General features: G+C 67.6%; 15 protein-coding genes. 10 read left to right on the top strand and 5 right to left on the bottom strand.

Translation table 11 applies throughout. The features are described from left to right. Positions 1-86: 86 nt before the first annotated feature. Entirely contained in the window at positions 87-419 is a 333-nt protein-coding gene (locus OH802_RS22800; protein WP_406022381.1) for a hypothetical protein, read from the bottom strand. Between the two features lie 193 nt (positions 420-612). Here OH802_RS22800 and OH802_RS22805 point away from each other — a divergent pair, with 193 nt between their 5' ends. Further along, entirely contained in the window at positions 613-1,128 is a 516-nt protein-coding gene (locus tag OH802_RS22805) for a hypothetical protein (protein WP_406022383.1), read from the top strand. 239 nt (positions 1,129-1,367) lie between these two features. Further along, entirely contained in the window at positions 1,368-1,847 is a 480-nt protein-coding gene (locus OH802_RS22810) for a GNAT family N-acetyltransferase (RefSeq protein ID WP_406022385.1), read from the top strand. A 113-nt stretch (positions 1,848-1,960) separates the two neighbouring features. Here OH802_RS22810 and OH802_RS22815 read toward each other — a convergent pair whose 3' ends face one another. Further along, complete coding sequence (locus tag OH802_RS22815) at positions 1,961-2,641, bottom strand: DUF6928 family protein (RefSeq protein WP_406022387.1); 681 nt, start codon at positions 2,639-2,641, stop codon at positions 1,961-1,963. Between the two features lie 151 nt (positions 2,642-2,792). Between OH802_RS22815 and OH802_RS22820 the strand changes: the two genes are divergently transcribed. The 6 genes from OH802_RS22820 (at position 2,793) to OH802_RS22845 (ending at position 10,076) form a co-directional block, all read left to right on the top strand. After that, positions 2,793-3,173, top strand: coding sequence for a RidA family protein (locus tag OH802_RS22820; RefSeq protein WP_406022389.1), 381 nt, complete (start codon positions 2,793-2,795; stop codon positions 3,171-3,173). 542 nt (positions 3,174-3,715) lie between these two features. Beyond that, the gene (locus OH802_RS22825; RefSeq protein WP_406022391.1) at positions 3,716-4,729 is read left to right on the top strand and encodes an NAD(P)-dependent alcohol dehydrogenase; all 1,014 of its coding nucleotides are present in this window, start codon (positions 3,716-3,718) and stop codon (positions 4,727-4,729) included. A 193-nt stretch (positions 4,730-4,922) separates the two neighbouring features. Next, complete coding sequence (locus OH802_RS22830) at positions 4,923-5,525, top strand: antibiotic biosynthesis monooxygenase family protein (RefSeq protein ID WP_406022393.1); 603 nt, start codon at positions 4,923-4,925, stop codon at positions 5,523-5,525. 125 nt (positions 5,526-5,650) lie between these two features. Beyond that, a complete protein-coding gene (locus OH802_RS22835) occupies positions 5,651-6,058 on the top strand; it encodes a hypothetical protein (RefSeq protein WP_406022395.1) in 408 nt (135 codons plus the stop codon). Further along, positions 6,055-7,959, top strand: a complete 1,905-nt coding sequence (locus tag OH802_RS22840) for a caspase domain-containing protein (RefSeq protein ID WP_406022397.1) — start codon at positions 6,055-6,057, stop codon at positions 7,957-7,959. Before OH802_RS22835 ends, OH802_RS22840 begins: the two co-directional genes overlap by 4 nt. Positions 7,960-8,123: 164 nt before the next feature. Further along, on the top strand, positions 8,124-10,076 hold the full coding sequence (locus OH802_RS22845) for a tachylectin-related carbohydrate-binding protein (protein ID WP_406022399.1): 1,953 nt from the start codon (positions 8,124-8,126) through the stop codon (positions 10,074-10,076). A 112-nt stretch (positions 10,077-10,188) separates the two neighbouring features. Here OH802_RS22845 and OH802_RS22850 read toward each other — a convergent pair whose 3' ends face one another. The 3 genes from OH802_RS22850 to OH802_RS22860 all read right to left on the bottom strand — a co-directional run bounded on the left by OH802_RS22850 (position 10,189) and on the right by OH802_RS22860 (position 15,037). Then, complete coding sequence (locus OH802_RS22850) at positions 10,189-13,131, bottom strand: metallophosphoesterase (RefSeq protein ID WP_406022401.1); 2,943 nt, start codon at positions 13,129-13,131, stop codon at positions 10,189-10,191. 119 nt (positions 13,132-13,250) lie between these two features. After that, entirely contained in the window at positions 13,251-13,907 is a 657-nt protein-coding gene (locus OH802_RS22855; RefSeq protein ID WP_406022403.1) for a response regulator, read from the bottom strand. After that, positions 13,904-15,037 carry a sensor histidine kinase gene (locus tag OH802_RS22860; protein WP_406022405.1) on the bottom strand — a complete coding sequence of 378 codons (1,134 nt, stop codon included), beginning with the start codon at positions 15,035-15,037 and terminating at the stop codon, positions 13,904-13,906. The genes OH802_RS22855 and OH802_RS22860 overlap by 4 nt, the downstream gene beginning before the upstream one ends. A gap of 132 nt (positions 15,038-15,169) precedes the next feature. Between OH802_RS22860 and OH802_RS22865 the strand changes: the two genes are divergently transcribed. Then, complete coding sequence (locus OH802_RS22865) at positions 15,170-17,290, top strand: MMPL family transporter (RefSeq protein ID WP_406022407.1); 2,121 nt, start codon at positions 15,170-15,172, stop codon at positions 17,288-17,290. 154 nt (positions 17,291-17,444) lie between these two features. Beyond that, positions 17,445-17,774 carry a hypothetical protein gene (locus OH802_RS22870; protein WP_406022409.1) on the top strand — a complete coding sequence of 110 codons (330 nt, stop codon included), beginning with the start codon at positions 17,445-17,447 and terminating at the stop codon, positions 17,772-17,774. Positions 17,775-17,796: the final 22 nt, after the last annotated feature.

A 17,796-nucleotide genomic window follows, 5' to 3' on the forward strand; every position in this document is an offset into this window, starting at 1 on the left:
GAGGTGGCGCGGCATTCCGCCGCGAGCGCGCTACATCGCCGCGATGGGTCACTCACCGAAGGGGCGGGCTGTCGAGGTCTCCCTTCCTATGGCGTCGTCGTGGCGAGGAGGCGTCGCGCACGACGACCCAGATCGCTCAGATCCACCCGACCCTCCTCGGCCGCGGCCGCCAGACGCGCGGCGAGGTCCATTGCCTCGTCGAGCTCGGGTGCGGTGACCGCGGACTCCTGGCCCATATCGCGAAGGATTGTGATCTCGGTCCTGGACGCGATCAAGGGGTCGGTGACCCCGTCGATCCAGACTCGAGTGCGGCGGCCATCGCCGCGGTCCTCCCCGGTGATGCGCTCCAGGGCGAAGATACGGTCGGCGCGCGCGAACTTTCCGAAACCCAATGCCACCATCCGGGAGTCCGATGCCATGTAGTCATCTTGCCATTACGCATCGAACTTTGATTTGGCGTGCAACCCCGGCTGACAGAAAGGGTCCCGCGTCATACCGCCGCGTGGAGGGCCTCTACGTCTCCTCGACCCTCTCGCAACGGTCGATGCCGCCGGCCGTCAACCGCGGCAAGTCGCTGCGGCAGTGACGCGCCGGTTGGTGCAGGGTATCCGTGTGGATGAGCAGCAGATCCAGGAAGCGTTTGATGATGTGCTCGACCAGGCGTTGGTCTTTCACGGCTTCGCCGACTACATGCGCGATTACGAGTTGTACATCTACGCAACAGCAGATCCCCGAACTGGGATCGAGCCCGAGCACCTGAGGTACCGGTTCACCCACTGTGTCCGCGCCACAGTGAACACGGCCGTGCGGCGTGATATCTGGTTCTACTCGCAGGACGACGACCTGATCGACTACGACAGCTGGATCCAGGCTGGTGAGCGCGAAGCGTATGTCTGGGGCGTCAAGTGGCAGGTGTTGTACCCCGGCATGCAACTCGTAGAGGGGTCCCCCGAGGCCCATGAGTGGTCAGCCGAGATGGGACGGCAGTTCCATGAAGCCTTGATCGAGACGAACGGGCACAACATCTCCCTCGTGTTCGCAGGCCTCGAGGTCACAACGATCCCACCCGGGTTCGCGCCGTTCGTCGTGCCGGCATCAGGGCCGGATGCCAAGTTTCCCCTGGATTGAAGTTCAGGACTCCGACGCCCGCCGCTCTGCTCCCACGCCGTTAGCATTGATCTGTTCGAGTGCCTGTGGCAACCGCCACCCATGAGCGCGCGACTCTGCCCCTGACATCGCTACTCAAGCCACTTCCACAGGCGCCTTGGCGGTGCCGGCTTCCCCCGCGAGATGCCGGGAGCCCACCGGCCAGGAGCCGAGTCTAAATCTGGTGGCAGTACCGACAGGTTTGCTGTCAACTCGGTGCCATGAACGTCGAGGTGCGCACCATCGCCGCTGATGACTGGTCCCTCTGTCGCAACGTCAGCCTGCGGGCGCTGGCCGACTCACCCGACGCCTTCAGAACGACGCTCGCCGAGGCCCAGGCTCGCACGGAGGACTTCTGGCGGAAGCGGGCCGAGGGGTCAGCACCGATCCTGGTGGTGCTGGAAGACGGCCGAGGAGTAGCGATGGGTGGCGTCTTCACTCCCCCGGACGGCGCCGTCGCCTACATCTGGGGCATGTGGACGGCGCCCGAGGCACGCGGCCGTGGGTACGCCGCCGGACTCCTCACCGATCTGGTGAACTGGTGCCGCGACCGCGATCTCGGCGTACGTCTGCACGTGACCGAGGGCAACCAAGTCGCACGCCAGCTCTATCTCGTCCACGGCTTCAAGTCGACCGGTGTGTGGGAGCCGCTGCGGGAAGGATCGGCACTGCGGGTCGAGGAGCTACAGCTAGCGACGTGACTTACTGTGACGCTCAGGACGAGGCGTCTCCGAGCAAGCACACACCCGGATCTGCCGCATCCCGCGCCGGCGGAACCTGCGTCACACCGGCCGCGAGGGGACTTCCGCGCCGGTCAGCGGCGACCGAACAGCCTGCGTCCTGGCTTTGGCGGAGCTAGGCGAAAGCCAGCGAGCGGGACGTCGAAGGGGTCGACAGAATCATCATCATCGGACATGCCCGTGTAGCCCTCGAAGACGAACCCGAAGAGGTTGTCAAGGCCAGCTTCCGCGAGTTCGAGCGGGTGAAACGGAAACGGGTAGTCCTCGTCCTCGTCCTCGTCCTCGACGGCAGGAAACTCACCGGCCCAGAAGGGTTGTTCGAACGGTAGGGGCTCTCCGGCGTTCTCGATGATCTCCTCATCCCCACCGCTGATGCTCAACGCCCGACGCAGTTGGCCGTCGGGACTCCAGACGCCTAGAGCGAACCAGTCCACGACGCTGTGCATCGCGTGCAAGTACAGCGTGCGTCCCCTGGCTTCGGCAAGGAATCGCGTATCCAGTTGCGAGGGACGATCCAACGCGACGGCGGCCGTGCACACGATGGTCACGCCCGGCCAAACAGCGGCGTACACCATGTCGTCCTGTGGATTTGCGTCCTCGGCCAGTGTCCCGTCCTCCTCGGGCACAACGGAGTGATTCGGGAACAGTCGCCGGACCAACTCTTCGGTGGCAGCGCGGTCGATCTCTGGCTGCCTGGCGAGCAGCTTCGACACGTCACCGTCGGCGTAGCAGATGAACCAGTCCTTCGCCCCCATGCGCGCGACCCTACCCAACTGTCGGGGCCTAAAGCCGGTGACCACGACGGCGCGGTGCGTGACACCGCCGCCTATCGGGTAAGAACACGCAAGCCGAGAAACACCTCCGCGGGGACCCTTTTGATGGAACGATCAGAACAGGAGGTCTGAGATGCCGCGTCAGATCATTACGACGTCAAACGCACCGGGCTCGTCGCTCTTCAGCCAGGGAGTCAAGGCCGGCTCCCAGGTGTTCATCTCGGGAACCACCGGTATCGACCCGAGCACGGGTCGCATGGCCGGCGACAGCATCCAGGCCCAGACCCGCCAGGCGTTCGCGAACTGCGAGGCCATCTTGCGAGAGGCCGGTGCGACCCTCGATGACGTCGTCGAGGTCGGCGTGCTGCTCACTGACCCGGATGACTTCGCCGGTATGAACGAGGAATACGCCCACTGGTTCCCCGTCGATCCGCCCACCCGCTACGCCGCCAAACTAGGAGCCGAGATACCAGGACTACTCGTCTCGATTCGCATGACGGCATGCCTTGCCTGACCGTCAGGTCCATGGTTGATCCACGTCCTGCGCCTCAGGTCTGGGCCTGCGTCACTTGGCCGCCTGTCGGCGAGTTCGATGCGCCGGCTCCCATCGATGGGCGGGCGCGTTGCCTTGAGGTGGCAAGACGGCTGAGCGCTAGGAGTAGCGGTGGCTCTTCGCCGCGTGGCCTTCCTCGCGTGTGCAGGTGCGTCCATTCATCGAACGGTGGCCACACAGCGCCTCGGCGGGCGAAGGCGGAGCAGCCGTCTTGACGGCCTGGGCCTTCGCAGGTCGAACCGCCGATCTGGTCGGCGTCGAGTCGGCGGTCGACGCATCTTGCCTCTCGCGATACCGGGCCTCGCGCATCGCCCGCATTGCGGCGTCCTTGCTCATTGTGTAATCACCTGACGAACTCTAGGCGTGCGTACCGACAGTTTCGTTCAGGCGCGGCGCCGACAGCCGCCGCCGCTTCCCATCCCGGCAGCCCGGGATCCACGAAGGCACCTCCTGTCGGCTTTCGTATTCATCGGTCGAGGACGCCGTCCCAGTACGCTCCGACCATGAGAGCGATCGTGCAGGACCGTTACGGATCCGTCGACGACCTCAGCCTGAGCGACGTCCCTCGGCCGGACCCAGCCGAGGACGAGGTGTTGGTCCGGGTCCGGGCAGCGTCCGTACATCCGGATGTGTGGCACGTCGTGGCCGGCCGGCCCGCGGTCCTCCGCCTCATGGGCTCCGGAGTCAGACGCCCCCGCGAGCGCGTGCCCGGGACTGACGTAGCCGGGGTGGTGGAGTCCGTCGGTAGCGCGGTAACCCGGTTCGAGCCGGGTGACGAAGTCTTCGGGGAGACCGTTCGCGGAGTCCAATGGCGCAACGGCGGTGCGTTCGCCGAGTACGCCACGGCCCCCGAGGAGGGAGTGGCGCTCAAGCCTTCCGGCGTCAGCTTCGAGGAGGCGGCCGCGGTGCCGACCGCCGGGCTCATGGCCTTGAATAATCTGCCCCAACGACGGGTGCCCTTCGGGTCGCGAGTCCTGGTCAACGGCGCTGCGGGAGGCGTCGGCGCGATCGCCGTACAGCTTGCCAAGGCCTACGGCGCGCATGTCACCGGTGTCGACCACGCGAGCAAGCTCGCACTCGTGCGCTCCCTTGGCGCGGACCGAGTCATCGACTACACCTCTGAGGACTTCACTCGCAGCGGTGAGCAGTGGGACCTCATCTTCGACGTGCCCGGCAACCACTCCTTCAAGGCGATCCGCCGTGCACTGGACCCGCGAGGGAGCTACGTCCTGATCGGGCATGACGCATTCGGGGCAACCGGCCACCGCTGGCTCGGCAGCATCCCGCGCCTCCTCGGACTCGTGGCACGCTCGGCGGTCTCCCCCCAACTGCGTGGAGGGTCCTTCGCGTCACCAGACAAGCGGCAGTTGATGGGCACCCTTGCGAGTCTCATGCAGACCGGCCAGCTGCGCGTGGTGGTCGACCGGATCTTCCCCCTGAGCCAGGCGCCACAGGCAATGCGCCACCTCATGTCCGGCCAGTCTCTTGGACGAGTGGTTGTCCGCATCGACGACTGAGGCACCGCGTCTGACCACCGCGAGCGGACATCCGAGGAGATTTCCATCCAGCACGGACAAATGTCGGACCCAGCCCGACGGGGGCCGAGAACCGCAGAGCTTGGCTATGGCGTCCCCGCGCCCAGAGGAGTAGACAGGAAACTACCGGCAGTGCCGGTCCGGGGCACTGCCCAGTCCTAGAAAGGAGCGGGCCGTGTACGCACGTTCAACTACGTTTCACGGGAGTCCCGGCAACATCGATGCGGGCATAACATTCGTCAAGGACGAGGTCGGTCCCATGCTCGACAGCATCGAGGGCTGTCGCGGCCTCTCGATGCTGGTCGACCGCGAGACCGGGCACTGCATCGCAACAAGTTCGTGGGAAGACGAGGCGGCCATGCGCGCCAGCGATGAGCAGCTTCGCCCGCTACGCGATCGAGGGAAGGACATCCTCGGCGGCTCCATGCAGATCGACGAATGGGAGATCGTCGTCATGCACCGTAGCCATCACGGCGAGTGCGCCCGAGTCAGCTGGCTGCAGGGTGACCTCGACGCCATGGCCGAGACCTTCCGGGTAGGGATCCTTCCCGAGCTCGAGCAGACCGCTGGATTCTGCAGCGCCAGCCTGCTGATGAACCGGTCGTCCGGACTGGGCTGCGCCACCACAGCCTGGGAGTCCCGCGCCGCGATGGAAGCCAGCCGCTCGGCGGCCGACAACATGCGCAGCCGGGCCGCGAGCGATGCGGGCGGCGAGATCGTCGACGTGCACGAGTTCGAGCTTGCGTACGCGCACCTGCATGTCCCCGAGATGGCCTGACGTCCACGTCTTCGCCGAGCCCGCCCCGGCCGGGCTCGGCCACCGTGTCGGTGAATCCGCTGACGAGCCCCCGGTCTGGGAGGACACTGACCATAAGGGGAGTCCTTTGAAGCGAGGAGCCGAGGATGAGTCGCCAGATGACCATCACGATCCACGATCCTGATGTGGAGCGTCTCGATGAGCTCAGCTCGGTCCTGCGCCGGGAGTTGCTGGACCTCGGCGTCGATGATGTCGAACGCGCGAGCGCGGGCGAGGCGCCTGCTGGCACCCGTGGCATCGACGTCGCGGAGATCGGGGTTCTGCTCGTGGCCTTCCGGGAGTCACTGGTCGCCGTGACCGCCATCGTGGGGGCGATCCGGGGGTGGATGTCCTCTACTCGCGGGGCCAACTCGGTCGAGCTCACCATCGGCGACCAGACACTCAAGATCGACTCGGCGTCGCGGGAGCAGCAGGATCGACTCATCGATGAGTTCGTCGCAGCCCTGCACGGGTCAGGCGAACCGGACCCACCTACTTCCTCACCGGTGCCATGACCGCGGGTCGGCGCAGCGCGCTGGTGGTGGCGAACGACACGTACGACGACCAGCGGTTGAGCAGGCTTCGCGCGCCCGCCACCGACGCCGAGCAACTGGCAAGCGTGCTCCGGAACGCCGAGATCGGGGGCTTCGAGGTCGAGGTGTCACTCAACGAGCCGGAGCATGTGGTCCGGCGCAAGGTCTCGAGCTTCTTCGATGACCGCGGGCCGGACGATCTCCTCCTGCTGCATCTTTCGTGCCACGGGGTGAAGGATGAGGACGGGAGGCTCTACTTCGCTACGCCGGACACCGAGATCGACCACCTGGACGCCACGTCCCTGCCCGCCGACTACGTGAACAGGCAGATGACGAAGAGTCGATCCCGGCGCATCGTGCTGTTCCTGGACTGCTGTTACAGCGGCGCATTCGCGCGCGGGATGATGAATCGCGGCGATGAGCGCATGGACATCATGGAGCGTTTCGATGGCCGCGGGCGGATCGTGCTGACGGCGTCGAGCGCGATGGAGTACTCATTTGAGGGCGACCAACTTGCCGGCGAGGGCAAGCCGTCGGTGTTCACCTCGGCTCTGGTCGAGGGTCTGGCCACCGGCGAGGCGGACCGGGATCGTGACGGTTTCGTGTCAGTCGACGAGTTGTACGACTTCGCCTTCGACCGGGTGCGGACCGTCACGCCGTCGCAGACTCCGGGCAAGTGGGTCTTCGACGTGCAGGGGGACTTCCACATCGCCCGCAGCAACCGCCCACCTGAACCGGTGGACCTGTTGGCCGACTTGCGTGGCGCCATCTCGAGTCCATTCACCAATGTGCGTCTCGGTGCAGTGGAGGAGCTGGCCGCGCTGCTGGACGACGAGGACTCCGCTCGCGCCGCCGCGGCGCGCATGGCGCTGGACGACCTGGCTGAGCATGACACACAGCGCGTCGTGCGAGGGTCGGCCGACCGAGCTCGTACGCCTGCCGGGGCCTCGCCCCCACCGTCACCGGTCGTCCCGGAGCAGCCGACAGTCGTGCCGCCCCTACGAGACACACCTGCACCGGCAGCCGAAGCCGCTGTCGCCCGCGAGCCCGAGCATCGCCCGCGGCCGGTGGCAGCTACCGAGCCCCAGCCGCCCGCGTGGGTGCCGGCCGTCGCGTCAATAGCTGCCGTGGCGCTCCTGGCTGCGATTCCGTTGCCGTTGCTGGCCGAGGCCCCGTCGTCCTGGGACTCGTTCGCGGTCGTCGCGCCGTTCGAGGCAGCGCTTGCCGCCCTTGCTCTCGTCCTCGCTGCGCTCCGGCTCCGCAGTCAGCAGTTGGCCACCGCCGACGCAGCCGGGCTGTTCATCGTTGTCGGGGTCCTCATGGGCGCCGCCGGCATCGGACTGGTGAAGTTCTCCCTCGAGGAGATCGGCGCCATCGGTGTTGTTCTGAGTCTTCTTGTCGTGTGTGGCGGAGTGGGGGCTGTCGTGGCAGGCCGGGCGTGCTTGAGCGTGTCGTCGAGGGATCGCGACCTTGGTCCTGTCGATTCCGTCTGGCTGGTATCGGCCATGGCGGGCGCTGGACTGGCCACCCTCGCGCTGTTCATCCCCTACGACGGCTTCAGCTCGTTCTGGACCGAGGTCGAGGAAGGCGCAAGCGCCGAGTTCATCTTCGAGCCGGCGGCAGTGGTCGGTTGCCTGGCCCTCGGCATGCTGTCGCTTTCCTCCCGGCGTCGGTTCGCCACCGCCGTCCTGATCTCTGCCGGTGCCCTCACCGCAGTCCACTACGTCGGGGTCGTGATAGCGGCCTGGCAGGCGATCGGCGAGGAAGGCGAGGTACGTTCCGCCGGGTGGGTCGGCATTGCCGGGGGCCTGCTGGTCGCCTTCGCCGCATGGCAGATCCAGCAGTCGCTGACACGGGCCGGCCCGGAGTCTGGCACAACCTGACCCGCTCAGCGGAGGCACGTCAACATCGCCTAGATAGGGCATGACTCCGCACATCAGCAGCAGTTCCATGGGTTATGGCTTTCTTTCCTGCGTCTTTGGCCGACTTCGGCCACGGCTCCATGACTCTGGGCGACGGGACGAAAGCTCTGGGTAATCGTCCACTGATGGCCCTTCTTGTCGATTGGGATAGCAATCCCAGCAAGATCGCGAGTTTCCATGGACTCGGCTACTACGAACAGTTGGCGTTCGGCAACCCAGCGCCGCCGTTCTCGACGGCCGACCCGATCAACCCGGCCAGCCTCTCCGCGTATTTCCAGGAGAACAGCCTGGGCCGCTTCGGCTTCACCCGGGTGGGCCTGTTCGAAGTCACGATGGGATCGACGGTTCCAGACGGGGTGCCGTCCAAACGCTGCAGGCAGGTGCTGGAGACGTTTCCGCCCAACATGCTTGCGCAGCACAACGTCGACGCTGACGCCGTGCTCGAGGAGAGCGAACTCAGCATCGTGATGGTGGAGAACTTCGCCGGCGCCTTGCCGGGCATCGCCTTCAACGAGGCCTTCACCCTGACCGGCAGCACCGTCCCCTTCCTCCCTGACGGCATCCAGATTCGGATCCGATTGGCCGGAGGCGGCCCCCTGACACCCTTCTATCAATTGGCCCACGAAGCTTCCCACCTGTTGCGCACGATCGACATGTACAACATGGGCCAGCAGCCCAACAACGGCAACGTGCTGATGACGCTGATGAGCTCCTTCTCCTTCACCAGCGACGATCAGGTCGTCGTGCACCTCGACATGTGGCACAAGATGCAGCTCGGCTGGGCGGAACCACGCCGGTTCGCGCTCAAGAGCCAACGGTCCGAGGACGTGCGCGACGACACCGCCGACGGGGCCATCATCCTCTGGGACGAGACCCGGCGGGACAGCGAGTACTTCCTCGTCGAGCGCCGCAGGTCCGATGGGCCGGCCCGGCGTTACGACGCTGACTTCCCCGGTGACGGCGTCTGCGTCTGGCGAGTGCAGAAGTCGACCCCGAACGGACCCATCGTCCAGAACCTGCGCCCGCCGGACCTGCTGGCCGGCGTCCAGGGAGTCTGGCAGGTGGGCCAGGAGACGCCTCCCCTTGTGTGGTCCGACGGGACGACGACAAACGTGACACTCAAGTTTTCCGCGGCCCCGGACGGCCGCGTGCGCGTCTCCTGGGGTGAGGCGCTGACCCACGCCAGCTCGGTGCGGCACTTGCGGCTGTTCCACGGAGGCAACGGTTCCGACGGCGTCGGTGGTCTCACCCGCCAGGGGGTCTTCTTCGGGGTGACGACCGAAGGCAACCTGGAGTGGAATCGCTACAACGGCCAGGGCGAACAGGCCGGCGACCCGCTGGCCCTCCAGTCGTGGTCTCCCAACACCGGGAACCTGATCGGCCGCGGGTTCGCTCACCTGAAGCAGGTCGTCGGCGCCGGAGACGGGGTGATCTTGGTGGTCCACCCCGACGGGACGCTGCGCTGGTTCGGCTACGACGGCAACGGCGAGCCCGACATCACCGGCGCCGCGGGGTTCGTGCCGAACTCCGGCAACACCATCCGCAGCGGGTTCGAGAACGTGACCAAGATGTTCGTCGCGCCGCGCATCGGCATCGGCATCCATGGGTTCAACATCTTCACCGTCGAGACCGACGGCTTCCTGCGCTGGTACCGGTACACGGGCAACGGCGAGCACGACCCGGCCGGCACGACAGGCTGGCACCCCAACTCGGGAAACATCGTCGGGCAGGGCTGGCAGGGCGTACGCCTGGTGTACGCCTCGGCGAACGTGTTCTTCGTGGTCACCGACGACAACCTGCTGCGCTGGTACTCCTACTCCGGAAATGGTGAGGAGGACCCATCGGGCGTGCTGGGCTGGGCCGCGAACACCAGCAACCCGATCGGCCGCGGGTTCGGTGACATCGTGCACCTCTTCGGCGGAGTCACCAATCAGGGTGGCTTCGGGCACAGCATGTTCGCAGTGAACCGAGCCGGGGACCTCCGCTGGTTCCACTACCGAGGTCAGGGCGAACGGGACGAGACCGGCGCGAGCGGATTCATCGCTCGCTCGGGAAACGTCATCGGCACCGGCTGGTGAGCGCCGCCCGCGTTCTGCTAGCGGAAGACAGATCGAACGTGGTCAGGTAGCCCACTAGCGGCCTGTATCGCGGACGTGAGTGCGTGCGGATTGAGATTGCTGTCGCGTTGGCTCACGTCGACCTCCGGGACGTTGAAGTGGTGGGAGTTGTTGGGCCCGAATCCGACGTGCGCGTCTCTCGCGGCAGGGAGCGATCAGTCTCCTGCGGGGGCGCATCCGTAAGGCTGATCCTGGCCACCTCTTCGATCTCGACCGGCTGGTCGCCACGGACGCGGTGGATCTTCACCACGGCCTCGGTGGGTGAGGTCTCGAACTCGAGGAAGTGCTTGAAGAACGGCGGCTCGTCGAGCGAGTAGATCTCGGAGACGAACTTCTGGATCGGCCCGAACGGCGGGTTCAGGCCGGGGAAGGCGATCTGCGCCCGGCGTCTGGTCCGCCGATCGACGCCCTCGACCTGGGCAGCTTGGCCGACCTCCTGCTCGGCCTCGATGATGGCCGTCGCGGCCGCCTCGCTGATGAAGTCGTAGTGCGTCGCGGCGCCCTGGCGGTAGCGGGGACTCACCCACGCCTTGGGGTCCGCGATCAGCGAGTACGCGCCGAGGAACACCAGATGGGCGAGGAAGACGGCGGCGCCGATCGCGATGACAGTGAAGAAGGCCGCGCCGACCGCCACGGCCGGCCACCATGTCCTGAGCTCGATCGCAACCTGGCCGGGCGCCGAGAAGCCCGGTACGTCGAGCAGGCCCGGCACCGCCGCCCCCAGCAGGAGCACCCCGAGGACGAGGACGGCGACGATCAACAGCGGCATGTACAGGCGCTCGACCTCCCGTCGCACCCAGTCGACGACCAGCATGCCGATCGCGGTCACCACGATGAGCGTTGGCAGGGCGAAGGCGGCCCGCATCCACGCTGAGTCGACGGCGTCGGCGGCCCACCACCAGAGCGCCAGCGTCACCGGCGGCGCCAGGAACACGAGGGGCTGGACCAGCCGACGCCGCCAGCCGAGCCACGCCCGCGCCCGGCGTACCGGCTCATCGCGCAGGCGGCGGGTGAAGAGGTCCGGGGCCAGAACGGCCGCGAGCACCACCACCGCGATCACCGCCAACGGCACGAGTCCGAGCAGGCCACTGAGGAACAGCACGGTCAGGCCCTCGCCGCTCATCACGCGCAACATCTCGCCCGAGACGACGGCCGCCTGCGCGAGCACGGCCCACACGACCGAACGCTCGAGCCAGCGCGCGGCCCTCGCGCCGTTCACGGTGGTGACGATCCGTTTCCGCCACCCGACGATCGCCAGGACGGCGTAGATGCCGACCGCGACGACGAGGACCCAGGAAACCGTACGTCCGTCGTCCGAGCCTCCCGCGTCCAAGCCCATCGGCAACAGAGCCAGGACCACGAGAGCCGCCAGCACGCACGCGAACGCGACGTGATGCCAACCAGGCACCCGCTCGACGGGGCTCCACCACCTCGACCAGCGCACGCACCAGGCGTTGAGGCAGATCCACAAGGTGCTCGCCCCGAAAAGCACCAGCAGCGCTCCGGCCGCATCAGGCAGATAGTGGTGCAGGAAGAGCGTCGCCATCACCCCCACGACCAGCGCTTCGAGACGCAGGAGCAGGCGGGGTACGAAGCGACTGCGTCCGGGACGTTGCGGCATCAGGTGCAGCAGCATCAGCACGATCATCGCGGCGATCGCCGCACCCCCGGGACCGACTCGCACGAGCTGGTCCCCGAGCTGGAGCTGACGGCTCCACCCGGTCTCGGCGAGCCACCGGCCCAGGACCACTCCCCCGCCGAACATCACGACGGTCAACAGCAGCCGCCAGATGCTGGGAACCAGCTGCTGGGCGAAGTACGACAGGGACTCGGCCGACCGCGGGAAGAGCTTGGTCGGCCGAAACCGCAGGTCGGTGCGCGCGTCCGAGGTGGCCGTCCTGATGGGATGGGTGGCGTGGGTGTACGCGCCGCCACCACCACTGACGATGTGCCACAGGCCGTCGCGTGAGCTGTCCGGCGTCGTCGGGTCGTACAGCTGGAAGTTATGGGTGTCACCTCCCACCGTCGCGACGTAGCGGTGCTTCTTCTCGGCCACGACGTCGTAGACGGTCTCGCCGGGTCGTCCGGCCACCGCACCCTTCCGGCGCTCACCGTTGACGAGCAGCGGCTTGCCGGTCATCAGGATCTTCGGCTTCTCGCCGCCCAGCGAGCTCAGCCAGTCGAGCTGCGCTCCATCGATGGTCCCGTCGATGCCGGTGTCGATGCACACCAGGTCCACGTGCTCGGTCTCGATGACGAAGTACGGCGCCGGCTGCAGCTGGGCTTCTGGCGCCGGCTCGCCACCCGCGGCCGGTTCACCCCACCGCGCCGGCGCGGCTCTGCCGGCCGGTTCGCTGGGTGTGCGCCACATGATGCGGCCGAAACGGTCCCGGATCAGCTGCCATCGCCCCAACGGCTCGTCGAACGACGGCGCCAGGAGATCGCTGGGCCAGGTCGGCGGTGCGTCCGCCGCGTACAGGAACTGGTGGGCGAAACCGTAGAGGCCGTCGTACCAGTCGTGATTGCCCGGCATCGCGTAGACCGGGACGTTCTCCGGAAGCGAGAAGCTGTCGCGTACGTCGAGGGGCGCCTTGAGGTCCGGCACCCGGTTCGACCGGTACGGCTTGTAGAAACCGTCCACGTAGTCGTTGACGTTGCCGGACGGGTAGATCACGTCGCTCAGGACGAGCACGAAGCCTGCTTGTTGCGCGGCTCGTGCCAGGGCGGGCGCGACCACGTACTGGGACGGGTCCTGCTCGCCGGTGTCGCCGATGACGAGGAACCTCGAGACCCCGGAGGCGGGGATCGTTAGGGCCAGGTCCTTCTTCGTCCAGTGCGCACGCAGGTTCTCGACGAGCCCCTGTGTACCGCGTCCCAAGACGTCGTTGACCGACTCGATGAGAGTGCGCGCCGCGATCCAGGAGAGGCTGTTCCACTTGGTCGGGTCGTGCTGCAAGTAGTCCCGCGTGCGAGCCCAGTCCTCGCTCCCGGTCTCGGAGTCATCGCCCTGAGCCATAGCCATCTCCTCTGCAGGACGGACCTGGTCGCCCGCGCGACCGCATACAACAGGTCTAAACAGATCCCCGCGCGGCGCTACGGTAGCGCGAGCCAACTACTCAAGATGGGGTACTGGCGCTATTCCTTCACGCGCTTGGTCTCGTACGCCCACATCGCGACCTCGACACGGTTGCGGGCGCCGATCTTGTTCATCAGAGCGGCGACATGGGTCTTCACCGTGCTCAGGGTGATCCTCAGCTCCTCGGCTATCTCCGCATTGGTGCGGCCGCGCGCGACGGTGAGCAGGACCTCCTCCTCGCGCTCGGTGAGCGGCTCGATCGGCTGGGCCGGCGGGGTGGCTCGCTCCAGGCCGGCCAGCGTGGTGAGGAGGCGGCGGGTGATGTTGGGCGAGATGAGCGCGTCGCCGTTCGCGGCTGCGTTGATCGCCTGGACCAGCAGCTCGGGACCGGCGTCCTTGAGCAGGAAGCCCCGGGCGCCGGCCTTGAGGGCCCCATGGACGTACTCATCGAGGTCGAAGGTCGTGATGACCACGATGGCGAGGGGGTCCTCGACGCCGGGGCCGGCGAGCTGGCGGGTGGCTTCGACGCCGTCGATGCCGGGCATCCGGATGTCGAAGAGGCAGACGTCGGGACGCAGCTCACGGGCCATCGTCACTGCCTGATGACCATCGACCGCCTCGCCGACGACCTCGATCCCGGGCTGCGCGTTGAGGATCATCGTCAGGCCGGTACGCACTAGCAGCTGGTCGTCGGCGACCACCACCCGGATGGTCATCGCGCCGCCTCGAGTGGCAGGGTCGCCTCGACGGTCCAGCCTCCGGCCGGGTCCGGCCCGGCCTGGCACACGCCGCCGAGCAGCTTGGCCCGTTCTGCCATGCCGAGCAGGCCGTAGCCCACGGTGGTCGCCGGGCGGGCTGATTCTCCGTCGTCGTGCACACGCAACCGTACGTCGCCGGCCTCGCCTCGGACCTCCACACTGACCTTCGTGGGGTAGAGAGCGTGCCGGATCGCGTTGGTGACCGCCTCCTGACAGATCCGGTACACCGACACCTCGACAGGCTGCGGCAGGTCGGCGAGATCGCCCACGCAATGCACCTGCACCAGGGGGCTCATCCGGGTCAGCTCGTCCAGATCGCCGATGCCCCGCTGCGGGGCGTAGTCGGCCGTCTCGCCATCGCGGAGCACCCGGACCATCGTGCGCATCTCGGACAGCGTCTGGGAGGCCTCGGCCTCGATCACCGCCAGCGCCTCGACGGCCGAGGCCGGGTCTGTGGCCGCCACCGCCCGCCCCGCCTGCGCCTGGATCGCGATGGCGGAGACGTGGTGCGCGACGGTGTCGTGCAGCTCGCGGGCGAGGTCGCCGCGCTCGAGGGTCCTGACCTGCTGGACCTCGCGCTGGCGCGCAACCGCGCGGTAGCGCATCGCGGCCCCGAGGGCGAACGACGCGACCACCACCATGGCGCCGCCGATCAGGTCCCCGACGTTCTCGGTCGCAGCAAGCCCCAGAGTCACCGGTACGGCGACGATCGCCGTGCCGATCAGAGCCTCGCGTCCCGATGCCCAGCGGTACAGGGAGTAGGGCAACAGCAGGACGCAGGCCATGGTGTTGAGCCCCACCTCTCCGACGCCGTCGAGGATCGTCGGGATCTGCAGCACCATCGCGCCGCCGCCGAAGCCGACCACGGTCGCCAGGAGTGGATGAGTACGCCGCCAGAGCAGGGCCGGGATCACCAGGAGCGCGACCACTGTGGCCAAGGGACGCCACGGTACGTCGGAGCGGAAGATCGCCTCGCCCACGGCCGTGACCAGCAGCGCGCCGACCAGGGGCCAGTCCCACCACGCCCGAGCTGGCGGGTCCGGGGCACGGGGCTCGGCTAGGACTGAGCGGACGAAGGCGGTCACCACCTCTCGACCCTAGCGAGCGGACGGCCTCCTCGTACGGGGCACAAGCACGATCCTCACCTCGTACTTTCGGCCGAGGAGCCCACTGCTCCTTGGCCCGATGTGGATCGTTCGTCGTCGGGCCACGGTGGAGTCATGTCCAATTTCCTCTACCGGCTCGGCCGGTCCGCCGCGACCCGTCCCTGGACCGCCATCGGTGCCTGGGTCGTTCTCGCGCTCGTCGTCATCGCCTCCTCCTCTGCCTTCGGGCGCGAGCTCGAGGAGAGCTTCGAGGCACCCGGCCTCGACTCCTACCAAGCCGCGGAGCTGCTCTCCGAGGCCCAGGCCGACGAGGGCGGGATCAGCGCCCACGTCGTACTCGAAGCACCCGACGCCACGGCGCAGGTGGCGCCCGTCGAGGCGGCCCTCGCGGAGCTCCCGGGTGTGCTCGGCACGACGAGCAGCGTCTCGCCGGACGGGAACATCGCGCTCGTGCGGGTGCAGTACCCGGCGGTCGAGCACCTCGAGGCCTCCGACCTGGACAACCTCAAGGACGCCGTCGCCGACCTGCGTGAGGAGTCGTCGTTGACCCTGGAGACCGGCGGCGACCTGTTCTTCGCGTTCGAGGAGGCACCCACCGGGCTCGGCGAGGTCGCGGGGATCATCGTCGCGATGGTCGTCCTGCTGATCGCCTTCGGCTCCTTCGTCGCGATGGGGCTGCCGATCGGGATGGCGCTGTTCGGTCTGGTCATCGGCATCACCTCGATGAAGCTGGTGACGTACGTGGTCGACATCCCGGCGTGGGCGCCGGAGCTCGCGGCCATGGTCGGGCTCGGCGTCGGCATCGACTACGCCCTCTTCCTGGTCACCCGGCACCGCGAGAACCTGGCTGCGGGGATGCCGGTCCCCGAAGCGGTCGGCCGAGCTCTGGCAACCGCAGGACAGGCCGTGCTCTTCGCCGGCGGCACGGTCGTCGTGGCGATCCTCGGGTTGCTCGTCGCGGGGATCCCCTTCGTGACCGGTGGTGGGGTCGCCATCTCCGCGATGGTGCTCGTGATGGTGCTCGCCTCGGTCACCCTGCTGCCCGCACTTCTCGGGCTGGCGGGCCACCGGATCAACGGACGCCGGCGACGGAATGGGGCGCACCGGCCGAGCACCGGCTGGTACCGGTGGGGTGCTCACGTGACCCGCAACGCGACGGCGTACCTCGTCGGCGGAGCGGTCCTGATGATCGCCCTGGCCGCACCCGTCTTCGCGCTCAACCTGGGCTTCCCGGACGACGGGACCAAGCCCGAGTCGAGGACCGAACGCCGCGCGTACGACCTGATCGCCGACGGTTTCGGGCCCGGGGCCAACGGGCCGCTGGTGATCGCGGTCGACATCTCGCAGGACAAGTCCGTCGTGGCGCCGCTGGCCGAGGCGGTGGCCGCAGACCCGGGCATCACCGCGGTCGGCGAACCGATCATCGATCTCTCCTCGGACGTGGCCACGCTGGTGGCGCAGCCGACCACGTCGCCCCAGGACGTCGCCACCCAGGAGACCGTCACGAGGCTGCGCAGCGAGGTCTTCCCGACGGTGCTCGACGGCAGCTCGGCGACCGCCCATGTCGGCGGTCAGACTGCCACCTTCGCCGACCTCGGTGACCGGGTGCAGGAGCGGATGCCACGCTTCGTGGCGGCCGTGCTGCTGCTGTCGTTCCTCCTGCTCGCCGTGCTGTTCCGGTCGGTACTGGTGCCGCTGAAGGCGGTCGTGCTGAGCCTGCTGAGCGTCGGTGCGGCGTACGGCGTGCTCGTCATGGTCTTCCAGTGGGGCTGGGCGGCCGGCCTGATCGGCGTGGAGTCGACGGTGCCGATCGTGTCGTTCATCCCGCTGTTCATGTTCGCGATCCTGTTCGGGCTCTCCATGGACTACGAGGTGTTCCTGCTGTCACGGGTACGCGAGCAGTACCGCCGCCACGGCGACAACACCCGCGCGGTCATCGAAGGGATCGCCGGCACCGGCCGCACCATCACCGCAGCCGCCCTGATCATGGTCGCGGTCTTCTCCGGCTTCGTCCTCGGCAGTGACCCGGTGGTGAAGATGATGGGCGTCGGCCTGGCCACGGCCATCTTCCTCGACGCCACCGTCGTACGGCTGATCCTGGTCCCCGCGACCATGAAGCTCCTGGGCGCCGCGAACTGGTGGCTGCCGGCGTGGCTCGATCGGCTGCTGCCGGAGCTCGACTCTGCGCCGGTGGAGAAGCCGGCCGAGCTGGAACTCCCCCAGATTGGCGTATAGCAACGCGTCGAGGCCGGACAGATGATGAAAGTGCTAGCCCTAAAACGACATCTCGGCCTTCCGGCCATTCGTCTGGTTGAGCGGACCGCCAACCACAAGCTCGGTGGTACGGCAGGGCAGGTCAGGGCCATCGAAGACGGAAGGAACAGAGATCATGAGGATTTGGATCGGAAGCTGTGCCATCGCGGCGGGGCTCGTGCTGGCGGGAGCCGGAGCCGCGAGCGCCGGAGAGGTGAACGGCAACGGCGGCGACATTCCCGCGCCGGAGAACGCCTCGTCGGAGTGCGTGTTCTCGGGCCAGGACACCGCAGACGCCATCGAGGGCAACCCGGAGGGCTTCGACGACGACGCGCTGGCCGTACGAGGCAACCAGAGCCCAGGCGGCACCGACCGCTACCACGGGACACAGAGCTACGGCATGTTCGCCCGAGCCGGACTCAAGGAGTTCGTCCCGTCTCCCGGCGAGGCATGCAGAGGCCACTGACAGCTCGCAGGGACGTGCGCTC

The sequence above is a fragment of the Nocardioides sp. NBC_00850 genome, from assembly GCF_045207335.1.
Classification (GTDB): Bacteria; Actinomycetota; Actinomycetes; order Propionibacteriales; family Nocardioidaceae; genus Nocardioides.

What these genes read in the sequence shown, in the direction of transcription:
- OH802_RS22865 (WP_406022407.1), top strand. Translation starts at nt 15,170, where the DNA reads ATGTCCAATTTCCTCTACCGGCTCGGCCGGTCCGCCGCGACCCGTCCC.
- OH802_RS22820 (WP_406022389.1), top strand. Translation starts at nt 2,793, where the DNA reads ATGCCGCGTCAGATCATTACGACGTCAAACGCACCGGGCTCGTCGCTC.
- OH802_RS22810 (WP_406022385.1), top strand. Translation starts at nt 1,368, where the DNA reads ATGAACGTCGAGGTGCGCACCATCGCCGCTGATGACTGGTCCCTCTGT.
- OH802_RS22835 (WP_406022395.1), top strand. Translation starts at nt 5,651, where the DNA reads ATGAGTCGCCAGATGACCATCACGATCCACGATCCTGATGTGGAGCGT.
- OH802_RS22855 (WP_406022403.1), bottom strand. Translation starts at nt 13,907, where the DNA reads ATGACCATCCGGGTGGTGGTCGCCGACGACCAGCTGCTAGTGCGTACC.
- OH802_RS22850 (WP_406022401.1), bottom strand. Translation starts at nt 13,131, where the DNA reads ATGGCTCAGGGCGATGACTCCGAGACCGGGAGCGAGGACTGGGCTCGC.
- OH802_RS22815 (WP_406022387.1), bottom strand. Translation starts at nt 2,641, where the DNA reads ATGGGGGCGAAGGACTGGTTCATCTGCTACGCCGACGGTGACGTGTCG.
- OH802_RS22825 (WP_406022391.1), top strand. Translation starts at nt 3,716, where the DNA reads ATGAGAGCGATCGTGCAGGACCGTTACGGATCCGTCGACGACCTCAGC.
- OH802_RS22845 (WP_406022399.1), top strand. Translation starts at nt 8,124, where the DNA reads ATGGCCCTTCTTGTCGATTGGGATAGCAATCCCAGCAAGATCGCGAGT.
- OH802_RS22840 (WP_406022397.1), top strand. Translation starts at nt 6,055, where the DNA reads ATGACCGCGGGTCGGCGCAGCGCGCTGGTGGTGGCGAACGACACGTAC.
- OH802_RS22800 (WP_406022381.1), bottom strand. Translation starts at nt 419, where the DNA reads ATGGCATCGGACTCCCGGATGGTGGCATTGGGTTTCGGAAAGTTCGCG.
- OH802_RS22870 (WP_406022409.1), top strand. Translation starts at nt 17,445, where the DNA reads ATGAGGATTTGGATCGGAAGCTGTGCCATCGCGGCGGGGCTCGTGCTG.